An 18,990-nucleotide genomic window follows, 5' to 3' on the forward strand; every position below is an offset into this window, starting at 1 on the left:
ATTGTAATATATATTATAACTATTAATATAAATACCAATTTTAAAGGTATGGAAATGCTGGAAATTAATTGCTTTATGTTGGGTGGAATTTTGAATAAATTTTGAATGTGCGAAATGTTAACTTTGTAAAAGCATGACATAGAGAATATTGTGAAATATTTATATATTTACATTTGATGTATCCTTACAAAGCCAATTAAAAGTTATGGGAATAATGGGTGATCAATAATAATTCTATTTGTAAGTTATTATTGATGTTAAATTTGTATTACATATTTTCATAATGACATAAAAAAGCTAATTATAAAGTTATAATTAGCTTTCTGAATTGCTTGTTAAAGGTGTATTTTTTTTGACGAACCTTTGGTTAGCTGAGTCGTATTCTAGTATCCGGCTGCCTGACCATCTTTTCTCGATTCAGAGGCACCATAGAATACTTTATTTTCCTTATCCCAAAGAATAGCCTGGTAGCCTCCGTATGGACCAAGTGCATAACCAATACGGTGTCCTTTGCTCATTAATTCGCGAATGGTTTGGTATTCAAAGCCACTTTCCAAAGATACTCGTCCGCCATCATTCATTTTTTCACCGGTTGGCTGGCTCGAGCCATCGTGGCTTATCCGTGGCGCATCACCGGCTTCCTGCAGGTTCATTCCAAAGTCGATCAGGTTGCAAACAATCTGTACGTGTCCCTGTGGTTGCATGGCTCCACCCATCAAACCAAAGCTAATGTATGGCTCGCCATCTTTGGTAATAAATGCCGGAATGATAGTGTGGAAAGGACGTTTGTGTGGTTCGTAAACGTTCATGTGTCCTTCCTCCAGAGCAAACAATTCTCCACGGTCTTGAAGGATAAATCCAAGCTTTCCGGGAGTCATTCCGGATCCCATTCCACGGTAGTTACTTTGAATAAGCGAAACCATATTGCCGTCTTTGTCGGCAGTTGTCAGGTAAATGGTATTTCCCTGCTCCAGTTCGCCGGCTGGATAGGAGCGTGCTGCGCGGTTTTCGTTTATCAACGCTGCCCTTTCTTTTCCGTATTCTTTTGAGATCAATCCTTCGATTGGCAGATCGTTAAAATCCATATCTGAATAGTATTTTGCGCGATCTTCATAAGCCAGTTTTTTCGCCTCAATAAACAGGTGCATATATTCCGGAGAACCAAATCCCATGCTGGCGATATCGTAGTTTTCAAGAATGTTTAGCATTTGTAATACTGCAGTTCCCTGGCCGTTGGGAGGAAGTTCCCAAACATCGTAACCACGGTAATTGGTAGAAATTGGTTCAACCCATTCTGAATGGTGATCTTCAAAATCTTTCATACTTAAAAAACCTCCTTGTTCGCGAACATATTTTACAATTTTCTCGGCAATTTCACCTTTGTAAAAAACATCGCGGCCCTGTTCTGCTACCAGACGAAGCGTGCTTGCGAGGTATGGATTTTTAAAAACTTCACCTTTTTTAGGTGCTTTGCCATTGGGCATATAAATTTCCTCGAAACCGGGATAGCGACTTAAGAAATTGGCGCTGCGTCCCCAGTAATAGGCAATGAGTTCAGTTAAAGGGAATCCGTTTTCCGCATACGAAATAGCTGGATTCAAGACATCGGTCATTGGGAGCTTTCCAAATTTATTATGTAGTTCAAACCACCCGTCAACACAACCTGGCACCGAAACCGGTAGCGGGCCGTAGGATGGTATTTTTTCGTAGCCGTTTTCTTTAAAATAATCGAGTGTTAAATCATAAGGCGATCTGCCGCTGGCATTTAAGCCATACAGTTTTTTTGTTTCGGCATCCCAAACAATGGCAAAAAGATCGCCACCCATACCATTTCCTGTAGGTTCTACCAGGCCCAAAACAGCATTGGCAGCAATGGCGGCGTCAATAGCATTTCCGCCGGCTTTTAGAATGTCGAGTGCAGCTTGTGTCGCCAGTGGCTGACTTGTACACGCCATTCCGTTTTGTGCGATAACCTCGCTGCGGGTGGCAAAGTTAAGGCCGGTAATACGGTCTTGTGCAACTAGTTGAAAAGTGAAAATGAGGGATAAGACAGACAGTGCAAGTTTTTTCATATTGATTTGTAAATGAATTATACAATTAGGAAATAACGAAAGCTCTAAAATAAGAAAATTTTCTTGCATCAATTTCTTGTTTATTCAGGCTAAACTATGAACTTTAAACCCTTGAACGTTGAACTGAATTATGGAACGATTTCTCTCGCAATGCGCTAAATATATTTATCATAAACACCAACATGAATTAAAAGACCTCTGTTTGGTATTTCCGAACCGAAGGGCCGGTGTATTCTTTACGCAGTATTTGCAAGAGACGGTACAAGTTCCCGTAATCGGGCCGAAAACAACAACCGTGAGTGAGTTAATGGCCTCGTATTCTTCCATGCAAAAAGGAGAGAAGTTGCAGTTGATTTCGCTGCTATACGATGTTTTTTGTAAGCATACTAAGACCACCGAAACCTTTGATGAATTTTACTTTTGGGGTGAAATTCTTTTGGCCGATTTTAACGATATCGATCGCTATTTGGTAAATGCAAAGGACCTTTTTACAAATGTTTCTGATCTGAAAGAAATTGAATCGGTTTTTGACTACCTCACAGATGATCAGAAAAAGGCGCTGGAGCAGTTTTGGGGAAGTATGGCCGTTGTTGACAAAAAAGGCTTTAAAGAAAAATATATTACTATTTGGGATAAGTTGTATCCTGTTTGCGCTGATTTTAAGAAGCTTCTGACTGAACGTCAATTGGCATATTCGGGAATGCAGGATCGCGAAGTGGTTGAGAGCCTGAAAAATGAAGGGAAGGATTTTGGTTTTACAAAATATTACATCATTGGCCTGAATGCGTTAAATACCTGTGAAAAGCAATTTTTTAATCACTTGCAGCGTTTGGGGAAGGCAGAATTTTTGTGGGATTACGACGAAGCCTATCTCAATGATGAACAAAATGAGGCCGGTTATTTTATGCGTTCCAATCTTAAAGAGTTTCCGCCGCCCGAAGATTTTATTTTTGATACCACCAGTTTTAGTCGCCCTAAAGACATTAAAATGGTTGCTGTCTCTTCTGTTTATGGTCAGTCGCAGCAAATTCCTATTTTTTTGAACGATACCAAACTGTCTTTTAAGAAAGAGTTTGACAATTCGGCCGTGGTTCTGGCAGATGAGAGTTTGTTGTTCTCTGCGCTCGGCACGGTGCCCGCGAACATTGATAAAGTAAATGTTACAATGGGCTATTCGGTGCGCAATTCCGTTGTTTATGGATTTTTGAATTTGCTGGTTACTCTGCTGAAAAACAAAAGGAAAGATGGCGAAGAATTTGTGGCCTATCATCGGTATGTAACCGATGTTTTGAACCATCAGTTGTTGGGTGATACCGCCACAGAAGAGTGTAAGGCATACATAGATCAACTAAAGAAAAACAATAAGGTTGCTGTTAACCTTTCTGAAATTGATTTTTCTCCAATACATAAACAACTATTTACACTACCTGGGCAAACTGCTGATTATAGTCGGTATTTTTTGCAGGTGTTGGCCATGTTTTATACTCAGCTCAAAGAAAGTGAAGCTGAAAATACGATGTTGCTTGAATTGATCTATACCATTTATCAGGCCATAGAAAAACTAAAAACAGTGGTTGATGAAGTGTTGCTTGAGGAAAAACGTGAAATTAGCGAGGCGGTTTATTTCAGGTTGTTTTCGCAGTATTTGGGACAGGTTTCGGTGTCGTTTGAAGGTGAACCTTTAAGTGGAATGCAGGTGATGGGAATTCTTGAAACCCGTTGTCTTGATTTTGAAAATCTGATCATTTTAGGATTGAATGAAAATAAATGGCCGCGTAAATTTACAGCGCCGTCATTTATCCCGTTTAATATTCGTCTGGGATTTGGTTTGCCCGGCATCGACGAGCAGGACGCGATGTATGCGTATTATTTCTATCGACTTATTCAGCGTGCAAAAAATGTTACAACTACTTATAGCGTGGTAAAAGAGGGCATTGGAACGGGCGAATTAAGTCGCTATGGTTATCAGTTGCAGTACGATTCGGTGCATAAACCTTCGATGTTAAACCTCGATTTTTCATTTTCAAACGATCCGGTTGAGGAAATTCGCATAAAAAGTTCGAAAGAGATTGTCGCAAAATTATCGGCACGAAACTCAGAGGATCATCCGCTTTCACCCAGCGCCATCAATACTTATCTGAATTGTAAACTAAAATTTTACTTTAAATATATCGTTGATCTGCCGGAACCGGAGGAGGTGAAAGAAGAGATTGACGGGGTGGTGTTTGGTAATATTTTTCACGATACCCTGGAAGAATTGTATAAACCTTTTGTTGGTCGTGTTGTAGAGAAAGATCATATCGAAAAGATACAGAAAGATCGTGTTTGGTTGGAAAACGAGGTGACCAAGCAGATTGCCATACATTACTTAAAAAAGAAACTTCCGTTAAAAGGCGAAATAAAGCTGGAAGGCAAAACTCTGCTGATTTTTGAGAATGCCATAACCTATTTGCGACAGCTTTTAAAAATTGATAAAGATTTGGCCCCTTTTACGGTAGTTAGTTTGGAGCAAAAATACAAGCGTTGGATAAAAACCGGCGAGAAGGCTATTTGTGTGGGAGGAATGATCGACAGAGTTGACAGAAAAGAAGGCGTAACCCGTGTGTTGGACTACAAAACCGGGAATGTTAAGGCTGTTGGCTTTAAAGTTGTCGACGAGTTGTTTGAAAGAGATGCAAAAGAGCCCAAAAAGGAGATTCTGCAGGCTTTGATCTATTCATGGGGATTGGCAACCGATGGAAATGCAGATACTATTCAGGCGGCCATTTATCCTTTGCGCAGTTTGTTCTCTGATAGTTTTAGCGCACAAGTGAAAATGAATTACAAGGAGTTTTTCTTTTCGGAAGTTGCGGAGGAGTTTGAAGCAGAATTGACGGGTTTAGTTTCCGAAATCTTCTCAGAAGCTAATGAGTATACACAAACCGAGCACGATAAAAAGTGTGAATACTGCGCCTATCGAGGAATCTGCAGAAGATTTTGAAAAGCTTGAAGTGAAGGATGTTCTGAAAACTGTTCACTGCAACTGAAAACTAATAAGCTGCCAGCCAATCAAAGATCTTTTCGGTTTTAGTATAAATACTTTCGTAAGCTTCTTCGTCGTCGTACTCCAGCGTTATGGTTGGAATGTTACGTTCCACACCGCAGTATGTTCCAAACGATCCGGGAGTAGGGTAACCCAAATCTGCAATAACAGGGTAATCGCAAAATTCAGAGATTTTCTCTGCCAGTTCTTTGGCCGGGCCATCATAGTTTACACATTTTAAAGGGGCGTGCAAGGTCAGAATGATATCGGGTTTTACATCTTCTAAGAGATCAATCATTTGACGAGTCGTAATCTCCGAAGCCGCATGTGTTCCTGAGTAATATTCGTCTTTTTCGGTTTCTATCCAGTTTTTTGTTGGGTAGTTGCGGTTTAAATCTACACCATTATGGTTTCCCCGAACACTACGATCCTTTCCCCAGGGGTTTAAGCAGGGAATAAAGTTTAAATGATTATTCAGACTTGTGAAATCACTCTCCTCAAGATACTTGTTGATCACGTATTCACCTTGTGGTTCTTCGCCATGAAAAACACCTATAATCAGTATCGTTTTTGCGTTGAGGTTAATCGAAGATTTCTTTATCAATTCAATTGTGCTGGTTGTCGTTATGTTTTCCATAGATTATTCTTCTCCAAGATATTTTTTATACAAATCAGGGCGTAGTGTTTTTGTTCTTTCAATGGCCTGGTCGTGTTTCCAGTCTTCCACCAATTTGTCGTTTCCACTAAGTAAAATTTCAGGCACTTTCATGCCTTTATATTCAGCGGGACGAGTATAGACAGGTGGACTTAAAAGGTGATCCTGGAATGAATCGGTAAGAGCGGAAGTTTCATCGGAAAGTACTCCCGGCAAAAGGCGAACGACTGCATCGGTAATTATTGCTGCAGCTAATTCGCCTCCTGTTAGCACAAAATCACCAACCGATATTTCTTTGGTGATGTAGGTGTCCCGAATTCGCTGATCGATACCTTTATAATGTCCGCAAAGAATGATCAAATTTTTCCTTAACGAGAGTTTATTTGCTTCCTGCTGATCAAAAACTCCTCCGTCAGGAGTCGTGAAAATTATCTCATCATAATCGCGTTCGGCTTTTAATGTTTCGATTGCTTTTTCAATAGGTTGGATGGCCATTACCATACCTGCACCCTTGCCAAACGAATAGTCATCAACGCGTCGGTGTTTGTCTTCCGAAAAATCGCGTAAATTATGAATATGGATTTCTGCCAGCCCTTTATCCTGTGCCCGTTTAATGATTGAGTGTTGAAACGGACTTTCAATAATTTCCGGCAAAACTGTTATGATATCGATCCTCATTCCTGGAAAATTTTGCCCAAAGGTAACAATATTTTCAGCTTTGATTGCTGTTGATTAAACATCCACAAAATTAGATAATATGTCAAAACAGCAGGCTGGAAACATAAAAGCAGTCAATGTGGCATTGTTTTGGTCGGCAAAAATGACAAGAACGGTAGGAAAAGTTTGTTGGAACAGGAATTGATTTATGGCAAACAGTTATTTGAAAACAAAATTTTTAACAAAACAATTTAAAATATTAGGAGGAAAAGTCATGAATTTAGTAAGATTTGAAAATCCACGTTACAACGTAAACAGAACTTTAGTTGATGAATTATTCAACAATTTCCTTAAAAGTGACTACCACGAAAACTATGTGAATAATAGTGGTGTATCGCCGGCAACCAACGTTTTTGAAACAGAAAAAGAATTCAAAATTGAAGTATTGTTGCCCGGTTTTGTAAAAGAAGATCTTCAGTTGAATGTTCACAAAAATGTATTGACTGTTAAGGTTGAAAAAGAAGAAAAAGAAAACAACGAGGTCTATAAATATGCACACCGTGAATTTGGTGCTAAGAATTTCGAAAAGAAATATCGCTTGCCAAAATCGGTTGATGCTGAAAAGATTAGCGCAAAATTCGAAAATGGAATTCTGAACATTGAACTTCCGAAAAAAGAAGAAGCGCTTGAAAAAGAGCCGCTTGAAATTAAAGTGTCATAATTGGTTTTTAGAGGAAAGTTAATAACGCAAGCCTGTTCTAGTAGAAATACGAAAGCAGGCTTTTTTTATCCTTTTGATTGCCGAAACTACATTTTGCAAATTGTGACTTTTAAGGTTTGAAATATTATATTTGTGAATATTACAATAACTAAATCAATAAAGCATGTTTCGAGCCTTTTTCTGTACAATGTTACTGAACATTTTCGTGTTCAATCTTTCTGCAAAAGAATTTGAATTAAAATCCCCTGACGGGAAAGTCGTTGTGGCTGTCTCAGTTGGTGAACAAATGGGATACACAGTTAATTATAACAGCAATAAAGTGCTGGACTTTTCTACGATCGCTTTCGAGTTTGTTGAAGCTGCACCGATTGGGAAAGAATTTGCAGTGCTCGATTCAAAACAAACAACAGTTAATGAAACCTGGAAACCGGTTTTAAAGCGGTACGACGAAATTCAAAATAATTATAACAGTCTGATTTTGTTTACGCAGGAAAGCCGTTTCCCGAAACGCTTGGTGAATGTTGAATTTCGCGCATACAACGACGGTGTTGCATACCGTGTTGAGTTTCCGGAACAGTTTGCAAATCGCGAGAATACAATGACCGATGAATTTTCGGTATTTAATTTTGCCGATGATTTTACCTGCTGGTCGGCGGATTACAAAAACTACAAAAGTTCACAGGAGACAGAATTCTGGAAAAAGAACATCTCGGATATCACTGATAAAATGGTAACCGGGTTGCCGATAACCATTGAAGTGGCTGATAATTGTTATGCTGCACTTACAGAGGCTGATTTGATAGATTATTCCGGAATGTTTATAAAACCTTATCCAAAGGCTGGAAAATTTGCTTTACGTTCTGATCTGGCTCCGCTGCCCGAACAGCCCGAAAATGGAAACAAAGTGGTATTTAAATTTCCCCATTATACACCATGGCGTGTGCTCATGCTTGGCGAAACTCCTGGCGATTTGGTGGAATCGGAGATCGTCCAGAACCTGAATGATCCTTGTGAAATTGAAGATCCTTCATGGATAAAACCCGGAATTAGTGCCTGGGATCATTGGTGGAGCGGCGAAGTAAAAATGGAGCAGGATGTGATTTTGCAATACATTGATCTGGCCTCGGAAATGGGCTGGGATTATATGCTGATTGATTGGCAGTGGTACGGAATGTACAACCAACCCGAAGCAGATATTACAACTCCGGCTGAACAACTGGATATGCCGGCCATTTTTGAGTACGCAAAAAGCAAAAATGTAAGATGCTGGTTGTGGATGTACTGGACAGACGTTGATCGCTCGGATTTTGATGCGGCCTGCGCTTTGTATCACGAATGGGGAGCTGCCGGGATTAAAATCGATTTTATGGATCGCAGCGACCAGGAAATGGTAAACTGGTACCACAGGATTGTTACCACGGCAGCAAAACACCAGCTGATGGTTGATTTTCATGGGGCTTATAAACCAACTGGTTGGCGCCGGACTTATCCGAACTTAATGACACGCGAAGGAGTGATGGGAAATGAGTACAACAAATGGTCGTTGTGTATGACGCCCGAACATCTTTGTACTTTGCCATTTACCCGAATGCTGGCCGGCCCTATGGACTACACTCCGGGAGGATTTTTAAACCGTATGCCCGATCAATTCAGAAATGGAACGCCCGCAAATGTTTTGGGAAGCCGCGCTAACACCTTGGCTCAGTTTGTTATTTATGATAGTCCCTACCAGGTGGCCTGCGATCATCCTGATAATTACAGAGGACAAACCGGTGTCGAATTTCTGAAGAAAGTAAAAACAGTTTGGGGCGATACGCATGTTTTAAATGGAAAGGTTGGCGAATATATTACCATGGCGCGCCGTAGCGAAAGCAACTGGTTTATTGGAGCAATGACAAATAGTGAAGACCGCAAACTGGAAGTTACGCTGGCTTTTCTATCGGAAGGAAAATATAAAATGACAATTTATTCTGATACAGATGAAACACCAAATAAAGGAGAAGCTGTAAGTAAATCGGAAATTATTGTAAAAAAAGGAGATGTAATTGAAATTGAAATGGTTGCCGGTGGTGGTTATGCTGCCGTTTTGGAGCCGGTTCAATAACATATATGATATTCAAACAAAAATGGCGGGAACTTTAATTGAAAAGTTCCCGCCATTTTTTATTAGAGTTTGTCTATTATTCTTCAAAACAATACAAGTTCTCAAATCCTCTTAAAATAAGCTGGTTGCCAACAAATATTGGCGACGCATGAAAAGTATCATCTAGAACGTTTGAGGCCAGAATTTCAAAATCTTCACCGGCTTTTACAACCAAACAAATTCCTGTTGCAGCAATGTATATTTTGCCGTCAGCTCCTGAAGGTGATGAGAAAATAGTGCTTATACCTTCCAGTCTTTCTTTAGAGTAATTTACACTTCCGTCTTTAGCGTTGAGACATGTCAGAACTCCGTTATTTGCACGTAAGAAATAAAGTTTACCATCCATTAAAAGAGGGGTTGGTGTGTATGGAGTATCCTGGTCGTAGCTCCAGATAATGGCATCAGAATCTGTAATGTCGCCACTGGCTTTCGAGAGATCGATCGCTTTTAATAAGGTTCCTCTGAATCCGCTCATTAGGTAAACAATACCATTTTCATATACAGGAACAGGAATTACATTCGCTGTTAATCCTTTCCCTGACCATATTGTTTCGCCGGTTTCGAAATCGTAACTAATCATTTGGTTTGTTCCGCTCGTAATTACCTGAGTTTTTCCGTTGGCTTCCACCACAAAAGGTGTCGACCATGATGTTGGTTCGTCTCTTTCCAGTGTCCACACATCTTCTCCGGTCTTTTTATCCACTGCATAAAAGTGCGAATCGCCTTCGTGATCCCATTGAATAAAAAGTCGGTCTTTGTATAGGTATGGCGACGCACCATCACCAAAATTCATGCGTTTTTCCATGGTGCCAAAATCGCGTTTCCAGATAATATTTCCGTCAAAATCGAGGCAATATAGTCCTCGAGAGCCAAAATAAGCATAAATAAATTCGCCGTCGGTGCAGGGAGAATTCGAAGCCCAGCTGCTTAAATCGTGTATTTTTCCTTCCGGAATCTCAGTGGCAACAGTTTTTTCCCAGATAATACTACCATCGTTTCTGTTCACCAGAACTACGTTAAAGTTGTGTTCCACACTAGGCGAAACCTGAGGATCGGCGGATGGATCAGTTGGAACAGCAGTTAATACTACAATCTTGTCTCCGTAAACTATTGGGGTGGCGTTTCCTCTGCCCGGTATTGCGATTTTCCATTTCAGGTTTTTGGTTTCGCTGAATTCAACCGGGGGATTAGCTTTCAAAGCCACGCCGTTATTCAGTGGACCGCGCCATTGCATCCAGTTGTCGTTGGCATTGGGTTGCGCTTTGCTCGTTGAAACAGCAAAAAGAAAAAGAAGAGATAATAGAATGAGTTGAGATTTCATGGTAAATTTTTTTGGTTTATTTTGATTCTGACTGAAAATACGCTTTTTAGTTTAAAGTCCTAATCGCTTTCTACTTCAAAACTGTTTACGGTTTCAAATTGCCATATTTCTACCACCTGCGAAACCGGAATTTCGTAAGGCGAATAATTTCTGTTTAACGAAACCAGCAAGAAGTTTTTGTCTTCTAGACGTTTGTAAACCAGCTTAAAAACTATGCCTTCGTCTTTTGTTACAACAATGCAGGCTTTGCCATCTTTTATGTTGGTCCAGTCTTCAACAAACGAACAGGTTACCCATGAGCCTTCTTTTATAGGGAGCATCGAATCGCCCTGGATCTGGAAAGTGCGGTATGTTTTGTCTTCCGGCAGGAATGGAAGTTTAAATTTTGGTAGCGACGCAATAAAATCCAAGTCACCGAAGCTGTTGGTATATCCTGCCTGTGCTTTTACCGGAACCATTTCGATATTTTCTTTTCCCTCTTTGTCCACAGAGATTGTCAGTAGCCGTAGCTTTCGGCCGGTAACATCCACATCAAATCCTTTTTCGATTTGCGAAAGCTGCTGTTCTGATAAAACTTCCAGCCGGTATTTTATCAGTGCGTCGAGCGACACATTAAAATACTCCGACATTTTTATCAGCACCGGAAAAGGTGGCTGCACATTTTTCTCGTATCCGGAAAGGGTAGTGCGCGTTAGTCCCAGCTCTGTTGCCAGATCCATCTGCGATCTGTTGCGGCGTTTTCTTAGGAATTTTAGGTTGTTTGCGAAATGCATAAGCAGTACTCTTGATTATTCTGTCATTTCGACGACGAAGGAGGAGAAATCTGTTCATTTAAGTTAGAGATTTCTCAGTCGTGCCTCCTTTGAAATGACAATTATTTATTTGTCAAATCTCAAAAATCTCATCATCTGCAAATACAAATATAACAAAAAATGACTAAATTATAGTCTGAAAATTGACGAAAATATCGACATTTTGAATCGAAATATTGTACATATTGATCTGGACACCTTTTTTGTGTCGTGTGAAAGGCTGATGAACCGTGAGTTGATCGGCAAACCGGTGTTGGTTGGAGGTACCAGTGGACGGGGAGTGGTGGCGGCCTGCAGTTACGAAGCGCGGCAATATGGCATACATTCGGCCATGCCCATGCAAATGGCCCGCCGGCTTTGTCCCGAGGCCATTGTGGTAAAAGGAAACAGTTCCATTTACAGCAAATTCTCCGATGAGATTACCGATATTATTAAAGAACAAGCACCGCTTTATGAAAAATCATCCATTGACGAGTTTTACATCGATGTGAGTGGAATGGATAAATTTTACGGCTGCTACAAATGGGCGCAGGAATTGCGCGAACGAATTATCGATCAAACGCATTTGCCTATTTCTTTCGGACTATCGACCAATAAAACGGTGTCGAAAGTGGCTACTGGAGAAATAAAACCCAATGGATTTCAGCAGATTGAATACGGGCATGAAAAAGAGTTTCTGGCACCGCTGCCGGTGAAAAAAATTCCGATGGTGGGCGATCAGACTTATAAAATGCTACTGAGCATGGGAATCCGTTATGTGAAAACCATCCAGGAAATGCCTATCGAGCTGATGGACAAAGTGATGGGAAAGAATGGGATTGTTTTGTGGAAAAAGGCACAGGGAATTGATAATTCGTTGGTAGAACCTTATCACGAGCGGAAATCTGTTTCATCGTCGCTGACTTTCGAGAAAGATACCATTGATGTGCAGGCGTTGAAAAACCTGTTACTGGCCATGGCCGAAAAACTGGCTTTTTACCTGCGCAACGGAAACAAACTAACGTCGTGTGTTACGGTAACCGTGCGTTATTCTGATTTTGATACCCGCACCCGCCAAAAGCGTATTCCGTACACCTCGCTCGATCATACGCTTATTCAAACAACGATGGAGCTTTTCGATCAGCTGTACACGCGCCGGGTTTTGGTACGGCTGGTGGGCGTACGTTTTAGTCATTTGGTGGGTGGAAGTTATCAGATGAAACTGTTTGAAGACGATACCAAACTGATAAACCTGTACCAACGCATGGATAAGATCCGCAACCGCTTTGGACAGAATGCCGTGCAGCGCGCCTCAACCATGGGAACCCGTGGCATCGGACAAATGACAAATCCGTTTAACGGCCAGCCACCGGTAATTCCGGCACACAGGAGGATGTGAAAGAAAAAAGATTGATAAAGATTGAATGAGATTGAGGGGATTGAAAGAGGGACAGTATGCAAATTCCAACTCGCAACTAGAATCTCGTAACTCGTAACTAAAAATGCTACTAAATTGCCATACCTATTACAGCTACAAATTCGGCACGCTTTCCATCGACGAGTTGATTGATGAAGCGACCGGAAAAGGTTACAATTCGCTGGTATTGACCGATATCAATAATACTTCGGCTACCATTGATTTTATACGCCGCTGCGAGGGAAAAGACTTGCGTCCGGTTGTTGGCATCGATTTCAGAAATGGCGCACAGCAACAATATATTGGCATTGCACGAAATAACAGTGGTTTTCAGCAATTGACCGAACACCTGACGATGCATTTGCACGGAGAAGCTGATTTTGGAGAACGAGCACCTGAAATGGGGGACGTGTATTTTATTTATCCGGTTGGAAAAATACATCCCAAACTGTTACGCGAGAATGAATTTATCGGAGTAAAGCCAACGCAGATCAGCAAGATTTTTGGCGATCTGCGCAACCACCGGGAAAAACTGCTTGTGTTGCAGCCAGTCACTTTTCGGAATAAACGCGATTTTAATATCCACCGGCTTTTGCGTACGATGGACAACAATACACTGTTGAGCCGCCTGCCCAAAAGCGAAGAAGCCTGTCCGGATGAGATTATGTTTCCGCAGGAAAAGATTAGGGAAGTATTTCGCGATTTTTCGGATATTATTGAGAATACGCAGCGCCTGATTAACAATTGTTCCATTCATTTTACGTTCAAAAAAGCCAAGAACAAAAAGTGTTTTACCAACTCGCCCGAAGAGGATTTTGAATTACTGACAAAGCTGGCGAACGAAGGATTAAAATATCGTTTTAGCAATCCTTCGGAGGCCGTCGTTGCGCGAATGAATAAAGAGCTGGCGGTAATCCGGCAGATGGATTTTGCCTCGTATTTTCTCATCAATTGGGACCTGGTGGAGTACGCCCGCCGAGAAGGTTGTTACTATGTGGGGCGGGGAAGTGGCGCCAACAGTATGGTGGCCTACCTGCTTCGTATTACCGATGTAGATCCGATTGAATTGGACCTGTATTTCGAGCGTTTTATCAATCCTTCGCGGCAAAGTCCGCCTGATTTTGACATTGATTTTGCTTCGCGTGACCGCGATCATATTACCCGCTACATTTTCGACCGGCACGGATGGGGTCATACAGCACTGGTGGGAACCTACATAACATTTCAATACAAATCAGTGGTTCGCGAGCTGGGAAAGGTGTTTGGTTTGCCTACGCACGAGATTGAAAAATTGCAAAAGGTGAAAGATTTTGGTAGTCTTGATGAGATCAGCCGGCTGGTGTTGCAGTACAGTAAACTGATTCACGGTTTCCCGAGCCATTTAAGTGTGCACTCCAGCGGGATTCTTATTTCCGAAGAGCCCATCAGCTCATATTCAGCAACTATTATGCCGCCAAAAGGTTTTCCAACCGTTCACTTTAGCATGCTCGAAGCTGAAGACATTGGTTTTGCCAAGTTCGATATTCTGGGGCAGCGTGGCTTGAGTAAAATTCAGGATGCCATTCAGCTGGTACACGAAAATGCCGGTGCCGAAATCGATATTCACGACCTGAAAACTTTTAAGGAAGATCCGCAAATAAAAGAGTTGCTGAAACGTGGAAATACCATCGGTTGTTTTTATGTGGAATCGCCGGCAATGCGTATGCTGCTCACCAAGCTGGAGGCCGACGATTACCTGCGTTTGGTGGCGGCCAGCTCTATTATTCGCCCGGGCGTGGCGCAAAGCGGAATGATGCGCGAGTATATTTTGCGTTACCGCGATCGTAGTCGTTGTGTAGTAGCCAAAGACGAAGCACCGGCACTTTACAACCTGCTGCAAGAAACCTATGGCGTGATGGTATACCAGGAAGATGTGATAAAAGTGGCACACCTTTTTGCCGGACTCACACTGGCCGAGGCGGATATTTTGCGGCGTGGTATGTCGTGGAAATTTAAGCAGCGCAACGAGTTTGGAAAGATCAAAGACAAATTTTTTTCGAATTGTACTGAAAAAGGTTATGCCCCCGACCTGATCAAACGGATATGGGAGCAGATCGAAAGTTTTGCCAATTACGCGTTTGCCAAGGGGCACTCGGCATCGTATGCGGTGGAGAGTTTCCAGGCGCTGTTTATAAAGGCGTATTACCCGCTGGAATATATTGTGGCAACCATCAACAACGGCGGTGGTTTTTACCGCACCGAACTGTATGTGCACGAGGCGCGAATGCACGGGGCAACGATTTTTCCGCCCTGTGTAAACCGCAGCGAAAAACAGACCGTGATCAACGGAAAAGTCATTCATCTCGGTCTGGGATTTTTAAAAAGCCTGGAAACGAATACCATAAATGCTGTTTTAAAAGAGCGTTACAGGAGCGGTTATTACCAGAGTCTGCAGGATTTTCTTGCGCGTGTGCCCATTTCGCTGGAGCAGCTGAGTATTTTAATCCGGATTGGCGCTTTTAATTTTACGCGCAAATCGAAAAAGGAACTGCTGTGGAATGCACATTTTATCCTGTCGAAATCGAAAAAAACGGCACCCGAGCGCACTTTGTTCAAGCAGGAAGTGAAGGAGTTTAAAATTCCGGAGTTGTATTATCATCCGCTGGAAAATGCTTACGACGAAATTGAGTTGCTGGGATTTCCGGTTACCTGTTCGCCTTTTCATTTGCTGGAAGCTATGCAGTTGCCGCCAACCACTGCCGGCGATCTGCCTTTTCTGATTAACCAGAACGTGGCCATTGTAGGAAGTTTGGTGCATGTAAAACGCACCCGCACCAACGATGGAAAAAGCATGAGTTTTGGCGTATTTATTGATTTTAAAGGGTACTGGATCGACACGGTGCAGTTTCCGGAGATTGCCGTGCGTTACCCCTTTTCGGGCGGCGGCTGCTACCTGATAAAAGGAAAAGTGGTAGAAGAATTTGGCTTCCTAAGTATTGAAGTGGCCGAAATCTACCGGCTGCCCAATGAGAATATGGAAGAACCGTCAACACGGTTGAAGGCGCCGGATAAAAGTCGGTTGTTGGGAACGAATTATGTGGAAGAAGGGAACTGCAAAATTGTTAAATTGAAAAACTGAAAAATTGTATTGATTGCTAAAGTTTTGCGCCATGCTTTAGCTTGGCGATTCAGAAAGTAACAACTTGGGTGGCTTTAGCCTTTAATCTCATTTTAAAGGCTAAAGCCATTTTTATTGCTACTACAAATCACCGCACTAAAGTACGGTGCAAAAACATAATGATTCCTTTTAGTCTTCGTGTCTTTGTGGTAAAAACGAACCACTAGACACGAAGAGCACAAAGTCTTTTAAAATATCCTTTCCTTTTCAAATTACTTCTAACTACATTTGAGATTAACAAAAGTATGCTCAATGAAGGCTGTTTACTACGAAGAATTTCAGGGAAAAGTTGATGTAAGGGAAGTACCCAATCCAGCGGTTTCGCCCGATAGTGTGATTGTAAAAGTTGAAGCCACCGGACTGTGTCGCAGCGATTGGCATGGCTGGATGGGACACGATCCGGATATTATTTTACCACATGTTCCCGGTCACGAGCTGGCCGGAACAATCGCTGAAGTTGGATCGGAAATCAAAAACTTTAAGGTCGGCGACCGTGTTACAGTTCCGTTTGTAAGTGGTTGCGGCTGCTGTCCCGAATGCCAGACAGGCAATCAGCAGGTATGCGATAATCAGTTTCAACCCGGATTCACCGCCTGGGGATCGTTTGCCGAGCTGGTAGAAATAAAATATGCCGATATCAACCTGGTACTTTTGCCCGATGAAATAGATTTTGTGACAGCTGCCAGCCTGGGATGCCGGTTTATTACCTCTTTTCGGGCGGTTATCGACCAGGGAAAAGTTACTGCCGGACAATGGGTGGCCGTGCATGGTTGTGGTGGAGTTGGTTTGTCGGCCATAAATATTGCTTCGGGTGCTGGTGCGAATGTAATTGCGGTTGATATTGATGATGAAAAATTGCAGTTGGCTAAAAAGTTAGGCGCAAACGTTCTCATCAATGCCAAAGAAATAAACGACGTTCCTGCTGAAATTGTAAAAGTTACCGGTCGCGGAGCACATCTATCGATCGATGCGTTGGGCAGCCAGGAAACCTGTTTTAATTCTATTTCCTGTTTGAGAAAACGGGGAAAACATGTGCAGGTTGGTTTAACAACTGCCGACCATAAACACCCGAAAGTTCCAATGGATAAAGTGGTGGCTCACGAGATTGAAATTCTTGGCAGCCATGGAATGCAAGCCTTTCGTTACAATGCCGTTTTCGAAATGATAAAAAAAGGGAAAGTACATCCGGAGTTGATGCTGGGCAAAACCATCTCACTAAAAGAAGCACCTGAGGCACTTGTCAGTATGAATGAATTTGAGAACCTGGGAGTTACTGTTATCAATAATTTTTAATCTGCGTTTATCTGCGTATTCTGCGAGAAACAAAATGAAAAACCTAAAAATAACCATCATACAACCCGATATCATTTGGGAGAATCCACAGGCAAACCTGGAAAAGTATTCTAAATGGCTGGAAAATAGTGACGAAACAAATGTGATTATACTTCCGGAAATGTTTACGACCGGCTTTTCAATGCATCCTGAGAAGTTAAAAGAGCCAATGAATGGTCCGTCAGTAAAATGGATGCAGCAAGTAGCTGGTGATAAAAATGCGGCAGTGGTTGGAAGCTTGATCATTGAAGTTGATGGAATGGTTTATAACCGTGCGCTTTGGGTATTTCCCGACGGTAAAATGGAAACGTATGATAAACACCATTTGTACAGCATGGGGCAGGAGCATCTTCATTACGACCCCGGCAAAGACAAGTTGATTGTGGATTACAAAGGCTGGAAATTCTGTCCGCAAATCTGTTACGACCTCCGTTTTCCTGTGTTTGCCCGAAATTTGGAAGATTACGATGTTATTTTTTACATGGCCAACTGGCCATCTCCGCGTCACCATGTTTGGAAAAACCTGCTTATTTCACGAGCTATTGAAAATCAGGCTTATTCTTTTGGTATCAATCGTGTTGGAACCGATGGAACCGGATTAAAATATTTGGGTGATTCATCGTGCATCTCACCAAAAGGATTTGCCGAATTTATGGGTGAGAACGAAACGATTAAAACATTTGAAATTTCTTACACCGAATTACACGATTTTAGACAAAAATTTCCATTACTATCTGATCGGGATAACTTTAAGATCCTCTAAAAACCCTTTTATTTAAAACTTCTGGGTAATTATGTAACTAAAATGTTAGTTGTATAACAAGTAGAAATACAGCCAATTAAAAATATGAAAATTAAATAACTAAATATTTAGTTTGAAAACTAATTTATTAGTTATATGTTTGTTTGCATAAAAGGAAAACTGAAGAATAGTCAGAAAAGCATATTGTTTTTACTAAAAATGAACGGTAAATTTTAAAGTAACAACAAAATTTTGACGATTATGGAAGTAAAAAAAGTACAAAACGCAGATCTGGAAGGCAAACGAAACACCTTCTTTTTAATTGGTTTGGTGATTGCCCTCGGAACAACGCTGGTAGCCTTTGAATGGACAACAGCACCGGCAAAGGCCGACTCACTAGGAGTAATTCAATCGCTTGAGGTGGAGGAAGAAATTATTCCGATTACGCGGGAAGCAGAAGTAAAACCACCGCCACCACCGCCACCTCCACAAGTTGTTGAGGTACTAAATATCGTTGATGATGATATTGAAATAGAAGATGAACTGATGATTGAAGACTCCGAGGCTGATGATGAAACAGTGATTGATGTACAGCCTATAATTGAGAGTACGGAGGAAGAAGAGGAAGTTGACGAAATTTTTGTGATTGTGGAAGAGGCACCTGAATTTCCGGGTGGAACTAGAGCGCTGTATCAGTACATTAATTCGCATGTTCGGTATCCGGTAATTGCGCAGGAAAACGGCATTCAGGGAAAGGTTTATATAAAATTCGTGGTTGACGAAAGCGGAAATGTGGCCGATGCCGAAGTGTTACGCCCTGTAGAAACGTCGCTGGATAAAGAAGCACTGCGGGTAATTAACAGCCTGCCACGTTTTAAACCCGGTAAACAACGCGGAAAGCCGGTAAAAGTATATTACAACGCGCAAATTACATTTAAGCTGCAATAACATTTTTGATTT

At 41.6% G+C, this 18,990-nt stretch carries 13 protein-coding genes; 8 read left to right on the forward strand and 5 right to left on the reverse strand.

Annotated elements, in window-relative coordinates; genetic code table 11:
* Positions 1 to 383: 383 nt before the first annotated feature.
* Positions 384 to 2,072, reverse strand: coding sequence for a gamma-glutamyltransferase (gene ggt, locus SLH46_RS10175; RefSeq protein WP_320281076.1), 1,689 nt, complete (start codon positions 2,070 to 2,072; stop codon positions 384 to 386).
* Positions 2,073 to 2,202: 130 nt separating this feature from the next.
* Here ggt and SLH46_RS10180 point away from each other — a divergent pair, with 130 nt between their 5' ends.
* Positions 2,203 to 5,052 carry a PD-(D/E)XK nuclease family protein gene (locus tag SLH46_RS10180; RefSeq protein WP_320281077.1) on the forward strand — a complete coding sequence of 950 codons (2,850 nt, stop codon included), beginning with the start codon at positions 2,203 to 2,205 and terminating at the stop codon, positions 5,050 to 5,052.
* A 49-nt stretch (positions 5,053 to 5,101) separates the two neighbouring features.
* Here the strand turns inward: SLH46_RS10180 and SLH46_RS10185 are convergent, their stop codons facing one another.
* Positions 5,102 to 5,731, reverse strand: coding sequence for a DUF2817 domain-containing protein (locus SLH46_RS10185; RefSeq protein WP_320281078.1), 630 nt, complete (start codon positions 5,729 to 5,731; stop codon positions 5,102 to 5,104).
* 3 nt (positions 5,732 to 5,734) lie between these two features.
* Positions 5,735 to 6,427 carry a tRNA (guanosine(37)-N1)-methyltransferase TrmD gene (trmD, locus tag SLH46_RS10190; RefSeq protein WP_320281079.1) on the reverse strand — a complete coding sequence of 231 codons (693 nt, stop codon included), beginning with the start codon at positions 6,425 to 6,427 and terminating at the stop codon, positions 5,735 to 5,737.
* A 253-nt stretch (positions 6,428 to 6,680) separates the two neighbouring features.
* Between trmD and SLH46_RS10195 the strand changes: the two genes are divergently transcribed.
* Together SLH46_RS10195 and SLH46_RS10200 are read left to right on the forward strand one after the other, a co-directional pair.
* Positions 6,681 to 7,127 (forward strand): Hsp20/alpha crystallin family protein, encoded by a 447-nt coding sequence (locus tag SLH46_RS10195; RefSeq protein ID WP_320281080.1) that lies wholly within the window; start codon positions 6,681 to 6,683, stop codon positions 7,125 to 7,127.
* A 163-nt stretch (positions 7,128 to 7,290) separates the two neighbouring features.
* The gene (locus SLH46_RS10200; protein ID WP_320281081.1) at positions 7,291 to 9,231 is read left to right on the forward strand and encodes a glycoside hydrolase family 97 protein; all 1,941 of its coding nucleotides are present in this window, start codon (positions 7,291 to 7,293) and stop codon (positions 9,229 to 9,231) included.
* Between the two features lie 76 nt (positions 9,232 to 9,307).
* Here SLH46_RS10200 and SLH46_RS10205 read toward each other — a convergent pair whose 3' ends face one another.
* Positions 9,308 to 10,591 carry a PQQ-binding-like beta-propeller repeat protein gene (locus SLH46_RS10205; RefSeq protein ID WP_320281082.1) on the reverse strand — a complete coding sequence of 428 codons (1,284 nt, stop codon included), beginning with the start codon at positions 10,589 to 10,591 and terminating at the stop codon, positions 9,308 to 9,310.
* A gap of 59 nt (positions 10,592 to 10,650) precedes the next feature.
* Complete coding sequence (locus tag SLH46_RS10210) at positions 10,651 to 11,364, reverse strand: XRE family transcriptional regulator (RefSeq protein WP_320281083.1); 714 nt, start codon at positions 11,362 to 11,364, stop codon at positions 10,651 to 10,653.
* Positions 11,365 to 11,566: 202 nt separating this feature from the next.
* Between SLH46_RS10210 and dinB the strand changes: the two genes are divergently transcribed.
* From dinB to SLH46_RS10235, 5 genes are all read left to right on the forward strand, one after another.
* On the forward strand, positions 11,567 to 12,781 hold the full coding sequence (gene dinB / locus SLH46_RS10215; RefSeq protein ID WP_320281084.1) for a DNA polymerase IV: 1,215 nt from the start codon (positions 11,567 to 11,569) through the stop codon (positions 12,779 to 12,781).
* A 103-nt stretch (positions 12,782 to 12,884) separates the two neighbouring features.
* A complete protein-coding gene (locus SLH46_RS10220; protein ID WP_320281085.1) occupies positions 12,885 to 15,917 on the forward strand; it encodes a DNA polymerase III subunit alpha in 3,033 nt (1,010 codons plus the stop codon).
* Positions 15,918 to 16,208: 291 nt separating this feature from the next.
* The gene (locus tag SLH46_RS10225; RefSeq protein WP_320281086.1) at positions 16,209 to 17,249 is read left to right on the forward strand and encodes a zinc-dependent alcohol dehydrogenase family protein; all 1,041 of its coding nucleotides are present in this window, start codon (positions 16,209 to 16,211) and stop codon (positions 17,247 to 17,249) included.
* Between the two features lie 34 nt (positions 17,250 to 17,283).
* On the forward strand, positions 17,284 to 18,051 hold the full coding sequence (locus SLH46_RS10230) for an amidohydrolase (RefSeq protein WP_320281087.1): 768 nt from the start codon (positions 17,284 to 17,286) through the stop codon (positions 18,049 to 18,051).
* Positions 18,052 to 18,291: 240 nt separating this feature from the next.
* Complete coding sequence (locus SLH46_RS10235) at positions 18,292 to 18,978, forward strand: energy transducer TonB (protein WP_320281088.1); 687 nt, start codon at positions 18,292 to 18,294, stop codon at positions 18,976 to 18,978.
* Positions 18,979 to 18,990 lie beyond the last annotated feature (12 nt).

The organism is Draconibacterium sp. IB214405 (assembly GCF_033963885.1).
GTDB lineage: Bacteria > Bacteroidota > Bacteroidia > Bacteroidales > Prolixibacteraceae > Draconibacterium.

Coding starts and splice junctions, on each gene's coding strand:
- SLH46_RS10180 (WP_320281077.1), top strand. CDS start 2,203: ATGGAACGATTTCTCTCGCAATGCGCTAAATATATTTATCATAAACAC.
- SLH46_RS10235 (WP_320281088.1), top strand. CDS start 18,292: ATGGAAGTAAAAAAAGTACAAAACGCAGATCTGGAAGGCAAACGAAAC.
- ggt (WP_320281076.1), bottom strand. CDS start 2,072: ATGAAAAAACTTGCACTGTCTGTCTTATCCCTCATTTTCACTTTTCAA.
- trmD (WP_320281079.1), bottom strand. CDS start 6,427: ATGAGGATCGATATCATAACAGTTTTGCCGGAAATTATTGAAAGTCCG.
- SLH46_RS10205 (WP_320281082.1), bottom strand. CDS start 10,591: ATGAAATCTCAACTCATTCTATTATCTCTTCTTTTTCTTTTTGCTGTT.
- SLH46_RS10230 (WP_320281087.1), top strand. CDS start 17,284: ATGAAAAACCTAAAAATAACCATCATACAACCCGATATCATTTGGGAG.
- SLH46_RS10225 (WP_320281086.1), top strand. CDS start 16,209: ATGAAGGCTGTTTACTACGAAGAATTTCAGGGAAAAGTTGATGTAAGG.
- SLH46_RS10195 (WP_320281080.1), top strand. CDS start 6,681: ATGAATTTAGTAAGATTTGAAAATCCACGTTACAACGTAAACAGAACT.
- SLH46_RS10210 (WP_320281083.1), bottom strand. CDS start 11,364: ATGCATTTCGCAAACAACCTAAAATTCCTAAGAAAACGCCGCAACAGA.
- SLH46_RS10200 (WP_320281081.1), top strand. CDS start 7,291: ATGTTTCGAGCCTTTTTCTGTACAATGTTACTGAACATTTTCGTGTTC.
- SLH46_RS10185 (WP_320281078.1), bottom strand. CDS start 5,731: ATGGAAAACATAACGACAACCAGCACAATTGAATTGATAAAGAAATCT.
- SLH46_RS10220 (WP_320281085.1), top strand. CDS start 12,885: ATGCTACTAAATTGCCATACCTATTACAGCTACAAATTCGGCACGCTT.